At 73.9% G+C, this 15,539-nt stretch carries 14 protein-coding genes and 1 pseudogene; 10 read left to right on the top strand and 5 right to left on the bottom strand.

All coding sequences use genetic code 11. The features are described from left to right. Positions 1-21: 21 nt before the first annotated feature. Positions 22-1,302: a YihY family inner membrane protein gene (locus QM788_RS15730; RefSeq protein WP_415662403.1), complete on the top strand. Its 1,281-nt coding sequence runs from the start codon at positions 22-24 to the stop codon at positions 1,300-1,302. A gap of 7 nt (positions 1,303-1,309) precedes the next feature. Beyond that, complete coding sequence (locus QM788_RS15725) at positions 1,310-1,777, top strand: Fur family transcriptional regulator (RefSeq protein WP_415662402.1); 468 nt, start codon at positions 1,310-1,312, stop codon at positions 1,775-1,777. A 4-nt stretch (positions 1,778-1,781) separates the two neighbouring features. Here QM788_RS15725 and QM788_RS15720 read toward each other — a convergent pair whose 3' ends face one another. Both QM788_RS15720 and QM788_RS15715 read right to left on the bottom strand, forming a co-directional pair. Continuing rightward, complete coding sequence (locus QM788_RS15720) at positions 1,782-3,950, bottom strand: hypothetical protein (protein ID WP_415662401.1); 2,169 nt, start codon at positions 3,948-3,950, stop codon at positions 1,782-1,784. Between the two features lie 4 nt (positions 3,951-3,954). Next, the gene (locus QM788_RS15715) at positions 3,955-6,084 is read right to left on the bottom strand and encodes a TonB-dependent receptor (RefSeq protein ID WP_415662400.1); all 2,130 of its coding nucleotides are present in this window, start codon (positions 6,082-6,084) and stop codon (positions 3,955-3,957) included. Positions 6,085-6,270: 186 nt separating this feature from the next. Between QM788_RS15715 and QM788_RS15710 the strand changes: the two genes are divergently transcribed. The 4 genes from QM788_RS15710 (at position 6,271) to QM788_RS15695 (ending at position 10,005) form a co-directional block, all read left to right on the top strand. Continuing rightward, a complete protein-coding gene (locus tag QM788_RS15710) occupies positions 6,271-7,842 on the top strand; it encodes a hypothetical protein (RefSeq protein WP_415662399.1) in 1,572 nt (523 codons plus the stop codon). A gap of 92 nt (positions 7,843-7,934) precedes the next feature. Next, entirely contained in the window at positions 7,935-8,639 is a 705-nt protein-coding gene (locus QM788_RS15705) for a PEP-CTERM sorting domain-containing protein (RefSeq protein ID WP_415662398.1), read from the top strand. Between the two features lie 34 nt (positions 8,640-8,673). Then, positions 8,674-9,531, top strand: a complete 858-nt coding sequence (locus QM788_RS15700) for an all3515 family Zur-repressed PEP-CTERM protein (RefSeq protein WP_415662397.1) — start codon at positions 8,674-8,676, stop codon at positions 9,529-9,531. A gap of 243 nt (positions 9,532-9,774) precedes the next feature. After that, the gene (locus QM788_RS15695; protein ID WP_415663013.1) at positions 9,775-10,005 is read left to right on the top strand and encodes a hypothetical protein; all 231 of its coding nucleotides are present in this window, start codon (positions 9,775-9,777) and stop codon (positions 10,003-10,005) included. A 4-nt stretch (positions 10,006-10,009) separates the two neighbouring features. On the opposite strand, the pseudogene QM788_RS15690 reads toward QM788_RS15695, so the two are convergent. The 3 genes and pseudogenes from QM788_RS15690 to QM788_RS15680 form a co-directional block, all read right to left on the bottom strand. After that, positions 10,010-10,261 (bottom strand): annotated as a pseudogene (locus QM788_RS15690) (helix-turn-helix domain-containing protein); the annotation flags it as partial. Next, complete coding sequence (locus QM788_RS15685) at positions 10,243-10,722, bottom strand: signal peptide prediction (RefSeq protein ID WP_415662396.1); 480 nt, start codon at positions 10,720-10,722, stop codon at positions 10,243-10,245. The pseudogene QM788_RS15690 and the gene QM788_RS15685, both read right to left, overlap by 19 nt. Then, positions 10,719-11,285: a helix-turn-helix domain-containing protein gene (locus QM788_RS15680; protein WP_415662395.1), complete on the bottom strand. Its 567-nt coding sequence runs from the start codon at positions 11,283-11,285 to the stop codon at positions 10,719-10,721. The genes QM788_RS15685 and QM788_RS15680 overlap by 4 nt, the downstream gene beginning before the upstream one ends. 92 nt (positions 11,286-11,377) lie before the next feature. Here QM788_RS15680 and kbl point away from each other — a divergent pair, with 92 nt between their 5' ends. The 4 genes from kbl (at position 11,378) to QM788_RS15660 (ending at position 15,539) form a co-directional block, all read left to right on the top strand. Continuing rightward, the gene (kbl, locus tag QM788_RS15675) at positions 11,378-12,574 is read left to right on the top strand and encodes a glycine C-acetyltransferase (protein WP_415662394.1); all 1,197 of its coding nucleotides are present in this window, start codon (positions 11,378-11,380) and stop codon (positions 12,572-12,574) included. Beyond that, positions 12,571-13,518, top strand: coding sequence for an NAD-dependent epimerase/dehydratase family protein (locus tag QM788_RS15670; protein ID WP_415662393.1), 948 nt, complete (start codon positions 12,571-12,573; stop codon positions 13,516-13,518). The genes kbl and QM788_RS15670 overlap by 4 nt, the downstream gene beginning before the upstream one ends. Before the next feature lie 35 nt (positions 13,519-13,553). Beyond that, the gene (locus QM788_RS15665; protein WP_415662392.1) at positions 13,554-14,390 is read left to right on the top strand and encodes a MipA/OmpV family protein; all 837 of its coding nucleotides are present in this window, start codon (positions 13,554-13,556) and stop codon (positions 14,388-14,390) included. Between the two features lie 153 nt (positions 14,391-14,543). After that, positions 14,544-15,539, top strand: a complete 996-nt coding sequence (locus QM788_RS15660; RefSeq protein WP_415662391.1) for a peptidoglycan-binding protein — start codon at positions 14,544-14,546, stop codon at positions 15,537-15,539.

Below are 15,539 nucleotides of genomic sequence, written 5' to 3'. Positions count from 1 at the left end.
GACTGCGGCATCATAGAAGCCATGTCCCCCGAGCCCCGTGCGCCCCTTCCCGCCGACAACCCCGCCGACAACCCCGATGCGCCGCTGGAGCGCAACCCCGTCGCACTGGCGAAGAGCTTCGCCGCCGAACTGCTGGCCTGGCCCTGGCTGCAGACGCTGCACACCTTCCGCCAGCGCTTCCGCGAGGAGCGGCTCGGCCTGACCGCCGGCAGCCTGACCTTCACGACGCTGATCTCGCTGGTGCCGCTGCTGACGGTGATGCTGGCCGTGTTCACCGCCTTCCCGATGTTCTCCAGCTTCCAGCATGCGCTGGAGCAGTACTTCCTGAAGAGCCTGATCCCGCCCAACATTGCCAAGCCGGTGCTGGCCTCGCTGACGCAGTTCGCGGCCAAGGCCAACCGGCTGGGCGCGGTGGGCTTGGTGGCGCTGGGCGTCACGGCGCTGGCGCTGATGCTCACCATCGACCGCACGCTGAACGCCATCTGGCGCGTGCGGCGCTCGCGGCCGATGGCGCAGCGCGTGCTCGTCTACTGGGCGGCGCTGACGCTGGGCCCGCTGCTGCTGGGCGGCAGCCTGACGCTGACGAGCTACGCCGTCACCGTCGGCCAGGGCCTGATCACGAAGATGCCGGGCGGCCTCGCCACGCTGCTGGGCGGCGCGGACATCGTGCTGCTGGGCCTGGCCATCGCCGGCCTGTTCCACTACGTGCCCAACACCCACGTGCGCTGGCGCCATGCGCTGCTGGGCGGGGTGTTCGTGTCGGTGGGCTTCTCGCTGGCGAAATCGCTGCTGGCCTGGTACGTCAAGCAGGTGCCGACCTATTCGACGCTGTACGGCGCGTTCGCGACGGTGCCGATCTTCCTGATCTGGATCTACCTGGGCTGGGTCATCGTGCTGCTGGGCGCCATCCTGGCGGCCAACACGCCGGCCCTGGTCGGCCGGCTGCACCTGCGCCCGGACACGCCGGGCCAGCCGCTGGCGCTGGCGCTGGAGGTGCTGCGCGAGCTGCGGCGCGCGCGCGACGCCGGGCGGCGCGGCCTGTCGCACCTGGCGCTGGCGCGCGCGCTGCGCGTGGACCCGCTGCAGCTGGCCCCCATCCTGGACAAGCTGCTGGCGATGGACTGGATCGGCCTGCTGGAAGAGGAGGGCGCGCAGCGCCTGGTGCTGCTGTGCGCGCCGCAGCACACGCCGGCCGCGCCGCTGCTGGCCGGCTTCCTGGCCGGCCGCGAGGGGCTGCTGGGCAACCTGTGGGCGCAGGGGGACTGGGCGCGGATGACGCTGGACGGGCTACTGGCAAAATGACGCCGCCATGACAAGCCCCAAGAGCCGTGCCCCTGCCGCCGGTGCCGATGACGAGGCCCAGGCGCGCCGCCGCGAGCGCCTGAGCGCCGCGGGCCTGCGCGTCACCGCGAACCGGCTGGCCGTGCTGCAACTGATCGAACGGGCGCCGGTCGCGCTCAGCCACGCGGACCTGGAGGCCGCGCTGCCCGCGGGCTTCGACCGCGTCACGCTGTACCGCACGCTCGACAGCTTCGTCGACGCGGGCCTGCTGAGCGCCACGGTCGGCGCGGACCGCATCCGCCGCTTCAGCCCGCTGGCGGGCGATCCGGCGGGCCACCACGATCATCTGCACTTCCATTGCGACGACTGCGGTCGCGTGTTCTGCCTGCCGGCCAAGCCGCCGCGCCGGCCCAGCGTGCCGGAGGGCTTCCAGGTGGAGGGCGCGGACCTCTACGTGCACGGCCACTGCGCCGACTGCACGCCGGCCCCTCGCTGAGCGTTCAGTACGGGTTGTTCGGCGCGATGTAGTGCACGAAGTGGCTGCCCAGCGCGTCGGCGCTGGTCAGCCGGGCCGACAGCCACACCGGCAGCCAGCCGGCCGGCACCTCGAGATCGACGTCCCACACCGCGCTGCCGTCCGCGCGCACCGTTTGCGCGGGCAGCCGCCGGACGCGCCGCAGCCGCGTCTCGCCGCTGGCCGGATGCGCCAGCTGCAGCTCCGCGCTGGCGCCCAGCGGCGTCAGCGTCGCGGCCGCCGCCGCGCGCCAGGGCCAGGCGGCCTGCAGCCGGCGGCCCGCCAGCGCCGGGTCCACCACCCGCGCGTACAGCGGCTGCTGCTCGGGCGCCGAGGCCAGGTCGAAGCGGGTGAACAGCCGCTCGCGCTGCGCGGCCAGCGACGCCTCGCCGGGCGGGGCGCTGGGCAGCCGCGCGGTCAGCACCTGGAGCGGCGTGCCGTCTGCGGCGAGGAAGGCGAAGTCGTAGGGCGTGCCGGCGCGCAGCGCCGCCCAGGCCTGGCGGCAGGCCTCCCGGTCGGCGTCGCCGGTGCTGGGGCAATGGCCCAGCGGCACCTGGTGGGCGTCCGCGCCGGGGCGGTCGGCGAATGACAGCAGCGCGTCGTCGCCGTCCGGCGCCGGGGCGGCCAGGTCCAGCCCCTGCGGCGGCAGCCCCGGGCCCGTGACGCGCACGCGCTGGGCGCGGGGGTCGATGCGGCGCGCGTCCACCTCGAAGGCGAGCAGCCGCGTGACCTGCGCGCTCGGCGTGCCCAGCGCCCGTGAGTGCAGCCGGGCGGCTTCCAGGCGCGCCTGCCAGGTCGCAGCGTCCGAGCGGTAGGCGGCGAACAGGCCGAACTGCGTGTCGTCCGGGCTGCCGTAGTCCAGCAGCCCGCCGGCCGGCACGTCCGCCTGGCCCCCGTCGATGCGGCACTGCGGGCCGGCGGCATCCGCCACGGCCTCGCAGCGCATGCCGGGCAGCGCCCGCAGCGCGGACCCGGCCGCGGCGCGCGGGCCCAGCACGGCCACGTGCCGCACGCGCACCTGGCCGGCCTGGCCGTCGCCCTGCCACAGCCAGCGGCCACCGGACTTGCGCATCCACAGCGTCTCCGCATGGGGCAGCCACGGCGCGCGCGGCCGCACCTGGAAGCGCACGAGCAGCCGGTCGCCGGACGCGGCCTGCAGCACGCGCACGGCGCCGAAGTGCGCCCCTTGCAGGCTGAAGCCGCCCAGCTCGTCGGCATCGTGGCGGCGCAGGACGCGCTCGGCGAAGGCCGCGCCCGCCAGGCCGGTGTGCCGGAAGCCGGCGTCCAGCAGCGGCAGCAGGTCCGCGGCCGCCGGGATGCCGGACGCGAACCGGGCCTGCAGCTCGCCGAGCTGGCGTTCGATCTCCGGCACGGCGGCCAGCGCGGCGCGGGCGGCCTCCTGCTCGGCGGCGCTCAGCGGCGGCAGCACCGCGTCGCTGCTGGAGGCGACCGGGTCCACCGTGATCGGCGCCATGTCCGGGCCGGCCGTGCGCAGCGCATAGGCCGCCGGCCGGGGCTGCAGGTCGAGCAGCCCGGCGACGCCGTCCAGCCCCGCGTGGCGGGCCTCGAACTCGCCGGTGCGCGGGTCCAGCGCCTCGGCGCCCAGCAGCGCCAGCACCGGGCGCACCAACTGCTTCACGCGGTCCAGGCTGCTGCGCAGCGCCGCCGCGTTGACGCGCATGAAGTCCACGCGCTCGTCCTGCAGCAGCTCGTGCGGCGTGCCGCCCAGCACGAAGGCCGTCATCAGCTCGGTCAGCGGCGTCACGTTGACGGCGCGCTGGCCCACGTCCAGCGGCACGGCGAGCGAGTGCAGCATCACCGGCTCGCCGCTGCTGGTGCCGCGCACCTGCACCAGCAGCGGCCCGGACAGCGCCTCGGTGGCGACATCGTAGCGCCCGTCCGCCGCCGTGCGCGCGTGGGCCGTGAGGCCGCGCGCGTCGACCACCAGCACCTCGGCGTCCGCCAGCGGCGCGCCGTCCGCCGCCATGCCGACCAGGTGGCCGCTGCGGCAGCGGGCGCAGGGCGCGCCGGCCAGGTCGTCGGGCAGCAGCTCGAAGGACGCGGGCTTCTCCACCTCGTTGCCGCCGCCGCAGGCGATCAGCGCGACGACGGCGAGCAGCGAGGTGGCCAGCGAGCGGCGCGTGGAGGTCTTCATGGTGTCAGTGCCTGATCTCGACGCCGGCTTCCAGCGTCCGGCCCGGCTCGGGGGCGTAGTTGCGCAGGAAGGAGGTGCTGTTGCGCACCGCCTGGTCGGTCAGGTTGCGGCCCACGAGGTAGGCGCTCCAGCGCGGGCCCGCCGCCTGCGGCGAGGTCCAGCGCAGGCAGGCGTGCCATTGCACGGACGCGGCGGTCGCGGTCTCGTTCTCGCCGGGCCGGGTCTGCGCCCGGGTGCGCACGCCGCGCAGGTCCGCGGCCCAGCCGCCGCGCGTGGCCTCCAGCCGCAGGCCCCAGCGCGCGGCGGGCTGGCGGGGCAGGTCGCGCCGCAGGCCCACCAGTTGGCCGCGCACCTGGTCCGCAAAGGCGGACAGCGTCAGCGCGCCGGCCTCCAGCTCGGCCAGCTCGCGCGACAGCTCGGCCTCGAAGCCGTGGAAGCGCGCGTGCGCCTGTTCGTAGCGCGTGACCGGCAGGCACTGGTCCAGCTGGGCGCACAGCGCGCGGAACTGCTGCTTGTCGACCGCGTAGAACACGCCCAGGCTGCGCTGGTAGATGTGGTCCTTGACGCGGTACTGGAAGGCATTGGCCCGCAGCGACCAGGCGCCCGCGTGCTGCTCGCCGGCGAGGTTCCAGCCCTGCAGCCGCTCCAGCGCCAGCGCGCTGTTGCCGAAGTCGTAGGTGCGCGTGGCGATGTGCGGGCCGAGCGCGTACAGCTCCTGCACGTCGGGCGCGCGGCTGGCGCGCCAGTGGGTGAGGGTGGCCTTGCCCTGGCCCAGCGTGCGCGTGGCCGCCACGGACAGGTTGCCGAAGTGGAAGCGCCGCTCCGGCAGCGCCACGATGACGCCCAGCCGGGTGGGCTGCGGCCCGGGGCGGCTGTTGCGGGCGTCGGCGCGCATGCCCAGCTCCAGCGTCCAGGGCGCCAGCGCCAGCTTCTCGACGGCGAACAGCGCATGGCCGCGCAGCCGCGTGCGCGGCACGAAGGCCTCGGCCCCGAGCGCCGAGAAGTCGCGGTGCAGCAGGTGCACGCCCGCCGTGCCCTGGTGGCCGGCGGCCAGGCTGTGCTCGACTTCCAGCCGCGCCTCGCGCACATCGTGGGTGAAGCGGGTCTCGACGACGCCCTGGTTCATCTCGTCATGGTGGTAGCGCGTGTCGGCGAGGCGCAGCCGCAGCAGCGACGCGGCCGAGCCCGGGCGCCGCCATTCGCCGAGCAGCTCGGCGCGGCGCTGTCCGGCGGCGATGCGCACGCGCTCCTCGGGCGGCTCGTCGGCGGCGGGCGGCGCGCCGCCATGGCTGTGCGAATGCGCGCCCGGCGGCAGGCCGTAGTCGGTCTTCAGCGTCGACACGGAGGCGCCGATGAAGCCCGCGCCGAACACCGCGCTCGCGCCGACGGCGCCACCCTCGCCGTGCGAGTCGCTGTTGGCGATGTGGCCCTCGGTGTTGCGGCCGCTGACCAGGAAGAACTGCTGCTTGACCGCCGCCTCGTCGATGGCCCAGCCGCGGATGCGCGCCACGCCCTTGCTGCGGCGGTGCGCATCGGCGTGCCAGGCCAGGCCGGCCGGGCCCGGGCCGGTGCCGCCTTCCGCGCGGGCCAGCCGGGTGTCGCTGCCCGCGCCGCGGCGCAGCTCGGCGCGGCCGCGCAGGGCGCCGGGCAGGGTTTGCGGAATGCGCTCGTACTCCACCTCCACCGCGCCGCCGATGGCGTCGCCGCCGAACTGGATGGCCGAGGGGCCGCGGTGCACCGTGATGCGCTCGGCCAGGCCCGGCTCCACCATCACGCCGTGGTCGGCGCTGATCGTCGAGGCGTCGTGCGCGCCGCTGCCGTTCACCATCGCCCGCACGCGCGAACCGCTCTGGCCGCGGATGACGGGCAGGCCCACGTTGGGGCCGAAGCTGGCGTTGGCCACGCCCAGCTCGTCCTGCAGCGTGGCGCCCAGCGTGGCCGCCGCCTTGTTGCGAAGTTCGTCGGCCTGCAGCACGGTGGCCGGCCCGGCCGGGCGCGCCAGGCCGCGCCCCTGCACCGTCACCTGGGGCAGCACGCCGTCGGCCCGCGCGGGTGGCGGCGCCTCCTGCGCGGCGGCATGGCCGCCCAGCATCAGCAGCAGGGCGTTGGGCAGGCAGCGGATCGGAACGGGCATGAGGTCAGGCGGAGCGACGTCGCCCGGCGGATGCCGCGGCGCACGGGACGGTTGCATTGAATTGCAGTTGTGTTGCATTAGTATATGCAACTTGTTTGCGAAAACAGGTGATGTCGGATGGCGCGCGGTGAGGTCTTCGAGGGATGGCGCAGCGGGCGTGCCGGGCTGGCCCGGGCGTTTCGGGCAGTGGGCGCCGCGCTGCTGCTGTCGTGCGGCGGCGCGGCGCTGGCGCAGCATTTCGACGTGGAGCTGCGCACCGACAAGGGCCCGGTGGCCGGGTCGCGCATCGTCACGGACTTCTATGGCGACCTCGGCCTCGCGGGCAAGCTGCCCATCGACGCGCTGACCGGCCACCGCATCTTCCCGGCCTATTTCAGCGACTTCGCCGGCGGCCCCTACGCGACGGCCAACCCCGGTTTCCAGGCCTTTGCCGGCACGTTCGTCCAGGGCGAGGAGCTCCATTTCCGCGCGCTCGGCACGCTGCTGCACTGGACGCCCGCCAGCGGCACGTGGACGGCCGCGCCGAGCGGCGTGAGGCTCACGCTGTATGGCGGCATCCCGGCGGAAGTGGTCATCGGCTACAGCACCAACCCCGCCGCCTGGGCCGAGCGCTACGCCTACTACCAGGGCGGCACGCGCTATGACGGCCAGGGCATCACCGGCCCGCTGACCGCCGCCATCGACGACGTGAAGGCCGGCGGCTCCTTCCACTCCCACCTGGACTGGAAGATCAGCAGCGCCGCCGGCACGCCGCCCGCGGGCGCCTACCTGCTGACGCTGGAGCTGTGGTCGCCCACGCTGGTGGGCGGCCAGCCCAAGTACCTGGCGTCCCGGCCCTTGCACATCATCTTCGAGCGCGGGCTGACCGAGGCCGAGATGCAGGCCGCGTTCACGAGTCGCATCTCGCCGGCCTGCGGGGCGCGCGCGATGCAGTGGACGGTGGGCGCGAACAGCTGCTCGGCCAGCGTGCCGTCGACCGCGTCCGGCCACACGGCCGTCGCCACGGACGGCGTCGGGCCGGCGACGGGCAGCGCCACCTTCGCCTGCAGCGACGGCAACTGGGGCACGCCGGGCAACGCGAGCTGCGAGCTGCCGCCGCCCGCGGACTGCGGCGCCCGCACCCTGAGCTGGCAGGTGGGCGCCAACAGCTGCTCGGCCCCGGTGCCGGGCACGGCGTCCGGCGCCGCGGTGACGGCGATCGACGGCGACGCCCCGGCCACGGGCAACGCGAAGTTCGCCTGCACGGACGGCCACTGGGGTGCCGCCACCGAGGCGTCCTGCACCGTGCCGGCGCCGTCCGGCTGCGCCGCCCAGGCCGTCACCTGGCGCGTCGGCGGCGACAGCTGCAGCGGCACGCTGGCCGCGACGCCCTCGGGGAGTTCGGCGCTGGCCACCGATGCCGACGCGCCCGTGGTGGGGGCCGCGAGCTTCAGCTGCGTCGACGGTGCCTGGAGCGCCGCGACCCATGCCAGCTGCGCGGCGCAGCCACTGGCCTGCCCGGCGCAGACGCTCGCGTGGTCGGTGGGCGGGCAGGCCTGCGAGGCCCGGGTGCCGGCATCGCCGTCCGGCACCTCGCTGCTGGCGACCGACGACGACGGCCCGGTCGGCGGCACTGCGGGCTTCAGCTGCGGCAACGGCCTGTGGTCGGCGCCGGCCGCGGCGTCCTGCGTGGCCGCCAAGCCGCTGCCCGCCGCGCTCGCGCCGTCTCCGCCGTGGGCGCCACCGGTGCGCCTTCCCTGGGACAGGCTGCGGCACTGATGCAATTATTTTGCATCAATGTCGTGTGAAATTATGCAACTTGATTGCATAATTCTCGCCCGGGCAATCCGCCCGTCCGTTAGGAGGAAACCGTGATCCGTTCATTCGCATTCACCGGCCTGGTCGCTCTCGCGGCGCTGGCCCCGACGCTGGCAAAGGCCGATGAGGACCATGCCGGCGACATCGCCGTGTCGGCCGTCGGCGGCAAGCTGGTGGCCGCCAGCGAGCACTACGCCGTCCACGGGGCGACCGGCTTCAAGATCTTCGAGGGCGACTTCGGCGACTTCAGCAACGGCCCCTACGTGACCAAGAGCCCGGGCTTCCAGACCCAGGGCGGCGCCACGCTCCAGCCGCTGTCCCTGCTCAGCTTCTCCGGCATCGGCGCGCTGAGCTACTGGAACGGCAGCGCCTGGGGCAGCTCACCGACCGGCGTGAACGTCAGCGTCAAGGACGTCATGGACGAACTGACCACCTGGGGAGCGGACGGCGTGACGGCCGGCGCGAGCTCCTACATCGACCAGGTCTCGACCAGCGGCACCCTGCACAGCCATCTGACGATGGCGGTGACCCCGGCCGCGGCGGCGGGCGCCTACATGGTCCAGATGCGCCTGGAGTCCGACGCCTACGCCAGCTCCGACCCGTTCTACCTGGTGTTCAACCGCGGCCTGTCCGGCGCGGCCTTCGAGGCCTCGGTCGATGCGCTGGCCGCACCGGTGCCGGAGCCGTCCGCCTACGCGCTCATGCTCGCCGGCCTCGTGGCGGTGACCGCGCTGGCGCGCCGCCGCAAGCACGGCTGATCCCGACCCCCACTCCCATCCGACAAGGACGACCATGAAGTTCTCTCTGACCGCCTGCGTCCTGGCCCTTGCCATCGCGCTGCCGGCCCACGCCAACAGCGCCGTCCGCGGCGACGAAGGCATCGGCTTCTACATCGGCATCGACGGCCAGGCGACGCTGGCCTCGGGCACCTTCGCCGGCCAGGCCAATCCGAACGCCGGCCGCCTGACCTGGCTGCTCGACCACGGCGACCACTACCACGGCATCGGCACCTACAGCTACACCGGCACGGCCGCCGCGCCCGTGGTGATGCCCACGAACGCCAACAACCGGCTGCCCGAACCGAGTTCGCGCGTGAACGACGCGACCAGCGCGATCGCGCTGCAGGCCGGCACGGGCGCCTGGAGCGGCTCGTGGGTCAGCCAGGTGCTCCCGGCCGGCGCGCCGGCCCATGCATACAGCCTGCTGGGGGCGGCCTCGACGCAATCGCTGAACGGCCTGAGCCCGGACGCCGACGTGCTCTTCAACAGCAGCGGCGGCCGCTGGTCCGGCAGCGCCAGCGGCGTCACGGTGGCGCTGAAGCTGGAATCCGTCACTGCGGGCCTGAAGGTCGCCGCCGGCGGCAATGCCGACATCTTTGCCGGCGGCGTCGGCAGCCTGTGGGTGCTGGGCGACTTCGAGACGCTGGCGTTCGACCCCGTGTTCCACGTGGACGGCCAGGCCGCGCCGGGCGTCTACTCGGCGCAGTTCTCGCTGGTCAACCTCGGCAGCAACACGGCGGTGGGGAACGGCGGGACCTTCTCCTACGACTTCGCGGTCGCCGCGCCGGTGCCCGAGCCGTCCGGCCTGGCGCTGATGCTGGCCGGCCTGCTGGGCGTCGGCCTGCTGGCCCGCCGCCGCCTGCCGCGTTGATCCGGGGCTTTCGACCCGGCTGAGATCGGGGCCCGCGCCAGCCGGAAGGGCGGGCCGGGCTCCGTCACGGTGGTACGCGGCCCGTCCGGCCGGCGGAGGCCGCCGGACGGCGCGCTGGCGCGCCGGACCTGGCGGAGATGCCGGTGCGGTCCGACGGCAGCGTCTCCCGGGGCGTGTTCGCTGCGGGCCGTTCGCATCGGCAAAAATACGGGCCATGACCACCACGACCCTCTTGTCGACACCATGAAGCAGGTCGGCCGCCGCATCGAGCCGCCGCTGCTGGCCGAACCCAGCGGCGCGGCGCTGGCCGATGGCCTGGCCTTCAGCGCCAGCGTGGCCGGCCTCGCGGGCGGGCGGGTGTTCTTTCCCAAGGGCGTGTTCCGCTACAAGTCGCACGCCGAGGCCAATGCCCATCAGGCGGCCTGTCTGGCCGAGGGCATGGCGAGGCTGGCCAGGGACAGGCGCCGTGGCTGACTATGCGCGCCCGGCGACGTTGAATGAAGGGCGCCGCCCCATTCGTGCGCTGCTGCCCGGTGGGCGCCAGCGGCATCTCGCGTAGCGGCTGGAACAGCTCGTCCAGCGTCACGCCCAGCGCAAAACACAGACTGGCCAGCGCCTACACCGAAGGGTTGGTCGTGCTGCGCTCAACGGCTGAGATGTAGGTGCGGTCCACCAGTGCGTGGAAGGCAGGCGTCTCCTGGGACTTGTTCGCTAGTCGGAGCCCTTGCATGAGCCCGCGTGGGCGTCGAACCCCGGCGGGCTGCTGTGCCGCACGGCGTGCGTCTCGAACGCATTGCCCGCATGCGCGCCCTGGCCGCGCAGGACCGCCACCAGGCTGGCCAGCGGGTAGGCCAGAAAGAACAGCGGGCCGAACCACAGGTATTGCCGCACGTGCACATGTTCATGCAGCCGCAGGCGCGCCAGCTCCGCGGCGCTGACGCCGAGGATGACCTGGCCCAGCGTGATCGCGGCGAAGGGCAGGCGCGCCGCGCGGCTGCCGGCGGGCGCCGCGCCCCGGTGCCAGCACACCTCGATGGCGAGTCCGTGACGTCGGGCGCCGCCGCCGGCCAGCAGCATCGGCAGGCCCAGCGCCGCGCCCACGAGCGTGCAGGGCAGGGCCCAGGCCATGCCGATCCCGCAGCCCAGCCGGCGCAGGTGGCGCGAGAAGCCCCGCAGCGCGCCGGCCGTCACGGGTGCAGCACCACCAGCAGCGCCGTCGCCGTCGACTTGGCCGGGTTGCGGATGGCGTGCGGCCCGTCCACCGCGTAGCGCGCGGTCTCGCCGGCCTTGAGCCGGCTCGTCACGCCCTGGGCCGTGACCTCCAGGCTGCCGCTGAGCACGCTCAGGTGCTCGCGCGAGCCGGGCTCGTGCGCCTGCGAGTCCAGCACGCCGCCGGGCTGCACGCTCAGCTCGTACCACTCGAACTGGCCGGCCAGCTCGATGGGCCCGAGGATGCGCAGCTTGCACAGCCCGTCCGGGCTGGACAGGCCCGGCGTCGCATGGGCCGGCACGGTCTCGATGGCCGGCGCCGCCGCGCGCTCCGCGCCGAGCAGCTCGCCCATCTCCACGCCCAGCGCATTGGCCAGCCGCCAGACCACGGCCACGGTCGGGTTGGCCTGGTTGCGCTCGATCTGCGACAGCATCGACTTGCTGACGCCGGCCCGCCGGGACAGGTCGTCCAGCGACAGGCCGCGGCTGCCGCGCAGCGCCTGCAGCGCGGCGCCGACGCGGGGCGGTTCGGTGTCCAGGCTCATGCTTGACGTCGTCGGATGATTTCCAGATACTGCACGAAAGTTCGATATATCGAACAAGTTCACTGACCGGATTGTGCATCAGGAGCGGCGCCATGAGCCAGGCTTTCTACCAACACCTGCAGACCGAGCTGGACGGCATCCGCGCCGCCGGCCTCTACAAATCGGAGCGCATCATCACCAGCCGCCAGGGCGCCGTCGTGCGGACGGCGGACGGCCGCGAGGTCATCAACCTGTGCGCGAACAACTACCTGGGCCTGTCGTCGCACCCGGCCGTCGTCGAGGCCGCGCACGAGGCGCTGCGCACGCACGGCTTCGGGCTGTCGTCGGTGCGCTTCATCTGTGGCACGCAGGACCTGCACAAGACGCTGGAGCAGCGCATCGCCCGCTTCGTCGGCTGCGAGGACGCCATCCTCTACGCCGCCGCGTTCGACGCCAACGGCGGCCTGTTCGAGCCGCTGCTCGGCGAGCAGGACGCCATCATCAGCGACGCGCTGAACCACGCCTCCATCATCGACGGCATCCGCCTGTGCAAGGCGCAGCGCTGGCGCTACGAGCACAACGACCTGGCCGACCTGGAGCGCTGCCTGAAGGAGGCGACGGAGAAGGGCGCGCGCTTCAAGCTGGTGTTCACCGACGGCGTGTTCTCGATGGACGGCACCATCGCCCAGCTCGACAGGATCCGCGAGCTCTGCGACCGCTACGGCGCGCTGCTGGGCATCGACGAATGCCATGCCAGCGGCTTCATGGGCGAGACCGGCCGCGGCACGGCGGAGCACCGGGGCGTGTTCGGCAAGGTCGACATCATCACCGGCACCTTCGGCAAGGCGCTGGGCGGCGCGTCGGGCGGTTTCACGGCGGCGCGCAGGGAAGTCGTCGAACTGCTGCGCCAGCGCTCGCGGCCCTATCTGTTCAGCAACACGCTGGCGCCCGGCATCGCCGGCGCGTCGCTGGCGGTGCTGGACCTGCTGGAGGGCTCGACCGCGCTGCGCGACAAGCTGGAGGCCAACACCGCCTGGTTCCGCGCGGCCATCCAGGCCGCCGGCTTCGAGATCAAGCCCGGCACCCACCCCATCGTGCCCATCATGGTCTACGACGCGGTGAAGGCGCAGCAGCTGAGCCAGCGTCTCCTGGAGCTGGGCGTCTACGCGGTGGGCTTCTTCTTCCCGGTCGTGCCCAAGGGCCAGGCGCGCATCCGCGTGCAGGTCTCGGCGGTGCATGAGCGCGAGCACCTGGAGCAGGCCGTCGCCGCCTTCGCGCAGGCCGGCCGCGAACTGGGGATCCTGCCATGACGCGCATCCTCATCATCGGCGCCAACGGCCAGATCGGTACCGAGCTGGCGGCCGAGCTGGCGACGCGGCACGGCCACGACGCCGTCATCACCAGCGACCTCTCGCCCAAGGGTCGCGTGCCCGCGCTGCACCACGAGACGCTGGACGTGACCGATGCCGGCGCGCTCGCCACCATCGTCAAGCGCCACAAGATCACGCAGGTCTACCACCTGGCCGCCGCGCTGTCGGCCAACGGCGAGAAGCACCCGATGTGGGCCTGGGACCTGAACATGAAGGGCCTGCTCAACGTGCTGGAGCTGGCCCGCCACGAGAAGCTGGAGCGCGTGTTCTGGCCCAGCTCCATCGCCGCCTTCGGCCCCAACACGCCGGCCGTGGACACGCCGCAGACCACCGTGATGGATCCCACCACGGTCTACGGCATCAGCAAGCTGGCCGGCGAGCGCTGGTGCGCCTGGTACCACGCCAAGCACGGCGTGGACGTGCGCAGCCTGCGCTACCCCGGCCTGATCAGCTGGAAGACGCCGCCCGGCGGCGGCACGACGGACTACGCCGTCGAGATCTTCCACGCCGCGATCCGGCAGGGCCGCTACACCTGCTTCCTGGCAGCCGGCCAGGCGCTGCCGATGATGTACATGCCCGACGCGCTGCGCGCCACCCTCGAGCTGATGCAGGCGCCGGCCGACGCCATCAAGCAGCGCGGCAGCTACAACCTGGCCGGCGTCAGCTTCACGCCGGAACAGATCGCCGCCAGCATCCGCCGCCGCCTGCCGGCCTTCACGATGGACTGCGTGCCCGACTTCCGCCAGGCCATCGCCGCGAGCTGGCCGCAGCGCATCGACGACGGCGCGGCCCAGGCCGACTGGGGCTGGGCGCTGCGCTACGACCTGGACGCGATGGTCGACGACATGCTCTCGAATCTGACACGGGAACTGCAGGCCGGCTGACGGGCCGGCCCCGGCGGGCTGCTAGGCTGGCCCGCATGAGCACCGCCCCGCTGCCCGTCCTGCTGGCCGCCGCCGCGCTGGCCCTGACCGCCGTGCCGGCCCGCGCCGGTGCGCCGCAGCAGGATGCGAAGGACGACGGCCCGCCGGCCCGCTACGTGCTCGGCCTGTCGCTCGCCTCGGTCCCCGAGTACGAAGGCGCCCGTCGGCGGGATCTCAAGCTCCGGCCCGTCTGGGCCGCCCGGATCGGGCGCCTGCGCCTGGCCACCGGTGGCGGCAGCGCGCTGCTGGGCTTCGGCCGCGAAGGCGCCGGCGCCGGGGCGAGCACCGCGCTGATCGAGGGCGAGCGGCTGCGCGTGGGCGTGTCGCTGAGCCTGGACGGCGGCCGCGACAGCGGCGGCGACGCCGGCACCACGCGCGGCCTGCCCGACGTGCGGCGCACGCTGCGCGCCAAGCTCTACGCCAGCTACAGCCTGGCCCGGGACTGGACCGTCGGCGCCGCCGTGTCGCAGGACGTGCTGGGCCGCCAGGGCGGGCTGACGATGAGCCTGGACACAGGCTGGCGCTTCTTCCGCAGCGAGACCACCGAGTGGAGCGCCGGCATCGGCGTGTCCGCCGCCAATGCGCAGAACCTGCGCAGCTACTTCGGCGTGCCGGACTCGGCCGTGGCCGCCAGCGGCAAGCCCGCATACCGCCCCGGCGCCGGCCTGCGCGACGTGCATGCGGGCCTGGGCGTCCGGCATGCGCTGTCCCGGCACTGGTTCGTGTTCGGCGGCGTGGGCACCAGCCGGCTGCTGGGGCCCGCGGCGCGCAGCCCGCTGGTGGAGCGGCCGGGCGGCATGTCGGCCGCCGTTGGCGTGGCCTGGCGGAACTGAGCGTTGCCGATCTCCGCGTAGCGCCCGCATCACCCCGCTTGGGGATGCCGCCGCCGCATCGGGCGCCTACAACGCGCCCATGTCGGGCCGGGCGCGAGCCGCTGCGCCGGCACGTTTGCCGCCCGCCGGCCCCCACACGCCAAGGAGACTGCCATGCCCGAGGTCCTGACGAACGAGGCCGCCCGCGCCTTGCTGGCCGAGTTGCCGGCGGCGCCGCTGACCGGCCTGCAGCAGCGCACGGCGCAGGCCATCGTCAACCTGTTCGAGACCAGCCAGGTGCTCGGCGACTACGGCCGCGTCACGGTGCTCGCGGGCGACTCGGGCCATCTGAGCTTCGGGCGCTCGCAAACCACGCTGGGCTCCGGCAACCTCGCCAAGCTGCTGGAGCGCTACGCCGCCAATCCCGCCGCGCGGTGGGCATCGCGGCTGGCCGCCTACCTGCCTCGGCTGCGGGCGCGGGACGTGGCGCTGGACGATGACGAGGTGCTGAAGAACATCCTGCGCGCGTCGGCGGACGACCCGGTCATGCGCGACGTGCAGGACCGCTTCTTCGACGCGACCTACTGGCAGGTCGCCGAGCGCGCGGCGGCGCGTACCGGCATCGGGCTGCCGCTGGGGCTGGCCGTCGTGTATGACAGCCAGGTCCATGGCTCCTGGGCGCTGCTGCGCGACGAGACGCTGCGCGCCATCGGCAGCCCCGACCAGGCGGGCGAGCGGGACTGGCTGCGGCGCTACGTGGCGGAGCGGCGCCGCTGGCTGGCCGGCCACCGCAATCCGCTGCTGCGCAAGACCGTCTACCGGATGGACGCCCTGCAGCGCCTGATGGACCTGGGCGCTTGGACGCTGCAGTTGCCGCTGGTGGTGCAGGGGCAGGAGATTTCGCCGACGACGCTGTCCGGCCTGCCGCCCGGCTGCTGGGACGGCCCGGTGCCGGGAAGCCGGCCGCTGGGCCTGCAGCAGCCCATGCTCCGGGGGCTGGATGTGCGGCTGGTGCAGGTCGGCCTGAGCGAGCGGGGCTTCGACGTGCGCGCCGATGCGCTGTTCGGCAGCGGCCTGCGCCAGGTCATCCTGGCCTGGCAGACGCGCGCGGGCCAGCCGCTGACCGGGGCGCTGGACGCGGCGACCGTGCTGGCGCTGGCCGCCCAATGA

The sequence above is a fragment of the Roseateles sp. genome (assembly GCF_047654785.1).
In the GTDB taxonomy this organism is placed as follows: domain Bacteria; phylum Pseudomonadota; class Gammaproteobacteria; order Burkholderiales; family Burkholderiaceae_C; genus Pelomonas.
Note: the sequence above shows the minus strand (reverse complement) of the source record. Positions and strands in the feature narration are given on the sequence as shown.

Excerpts from the sequence above, each read along its gene's own strand:
- QM788_RS15700 (WP_415662397.1), top strand. The coding sequence starts at position 8,674 with ATGAAGTTCTCTCTGACCGCCTGCGTCCTGGCCCTTGCCATCGCGCTG.
- QM788_RS15725 (WP_415662402.1), top strand. The coding sequence starts at position 1,310 with ATGACAAGCCCCAAGAGCCGTGCCCCTGCCGCCGGTGCCGATGACGAG.
- kbl (WP_415662394.1), top strand. The coding sequence starts at position 11,378 with ATGAGCCAGGCTTTCTACCAACACCTGCAGACCGAGCTGGACGGCATC.
- QM788_RS15695 (WP_415663013.1), top strand. The coding sequence starts at position 9,775 with ATGAAGCAGGTCGGCCGCCGCATCGAGCCGCCGCTGCTGGCCGAACCC.
- QM788_RS15680 (WP_415662395.1), bottom strand. The coding sequence starts at position 11,285 with ATGAGCCTGGACACCGAACCGCCCCGCGTCGGCGCCGCGCTGCAGGCG.
- QM788_RS15660 (WP_415662391.1), top strand. The coding sequence starts at position 14,544 with ATGCCCGAGGTCCTGACGAACGAGGCCGCCCGCGCCTTGCTGGCCGAG.
- QM788_RS15670 (WP_415662393.1), top strand. The coding sequence starts at position 12,571 with ATGACGCGCATCCTCATCATCGGCGCCAACGGCCAGATCGGTACCGAG.
- QM788_RS15720 (WP_415662401.1), bottom strand. The coding sequence starts at position 3,950 with ATGAAGACCTCCACGCGCCGCTCGCTGGCCACCTCGCTGCTCGCCGTC.
- QM788_RS15665 (WP_415662392.1), top strand. The coding sequence starts at position 13,554 with ATGAGCACCGCCCCGCTGCCCGTCCTGCTGGCCGCCGCCGCGCTGGCC.
- QM788_RS15730 (WP_415662403.1), top strand. The coding sequence starts at position 22 with ATGTCCCCCGAGCCCCGTGCGCCCCTTCCCGCCGACAACCCCGCCGAC.
- QM788_RS15715 (WP_415662400.1), bottom strand. The coding sequence starts at position 6,084 with ATGCCCGTTCCGATCCGCTGCCTGCCCAACGCCCTGCTGCTGATGCTG.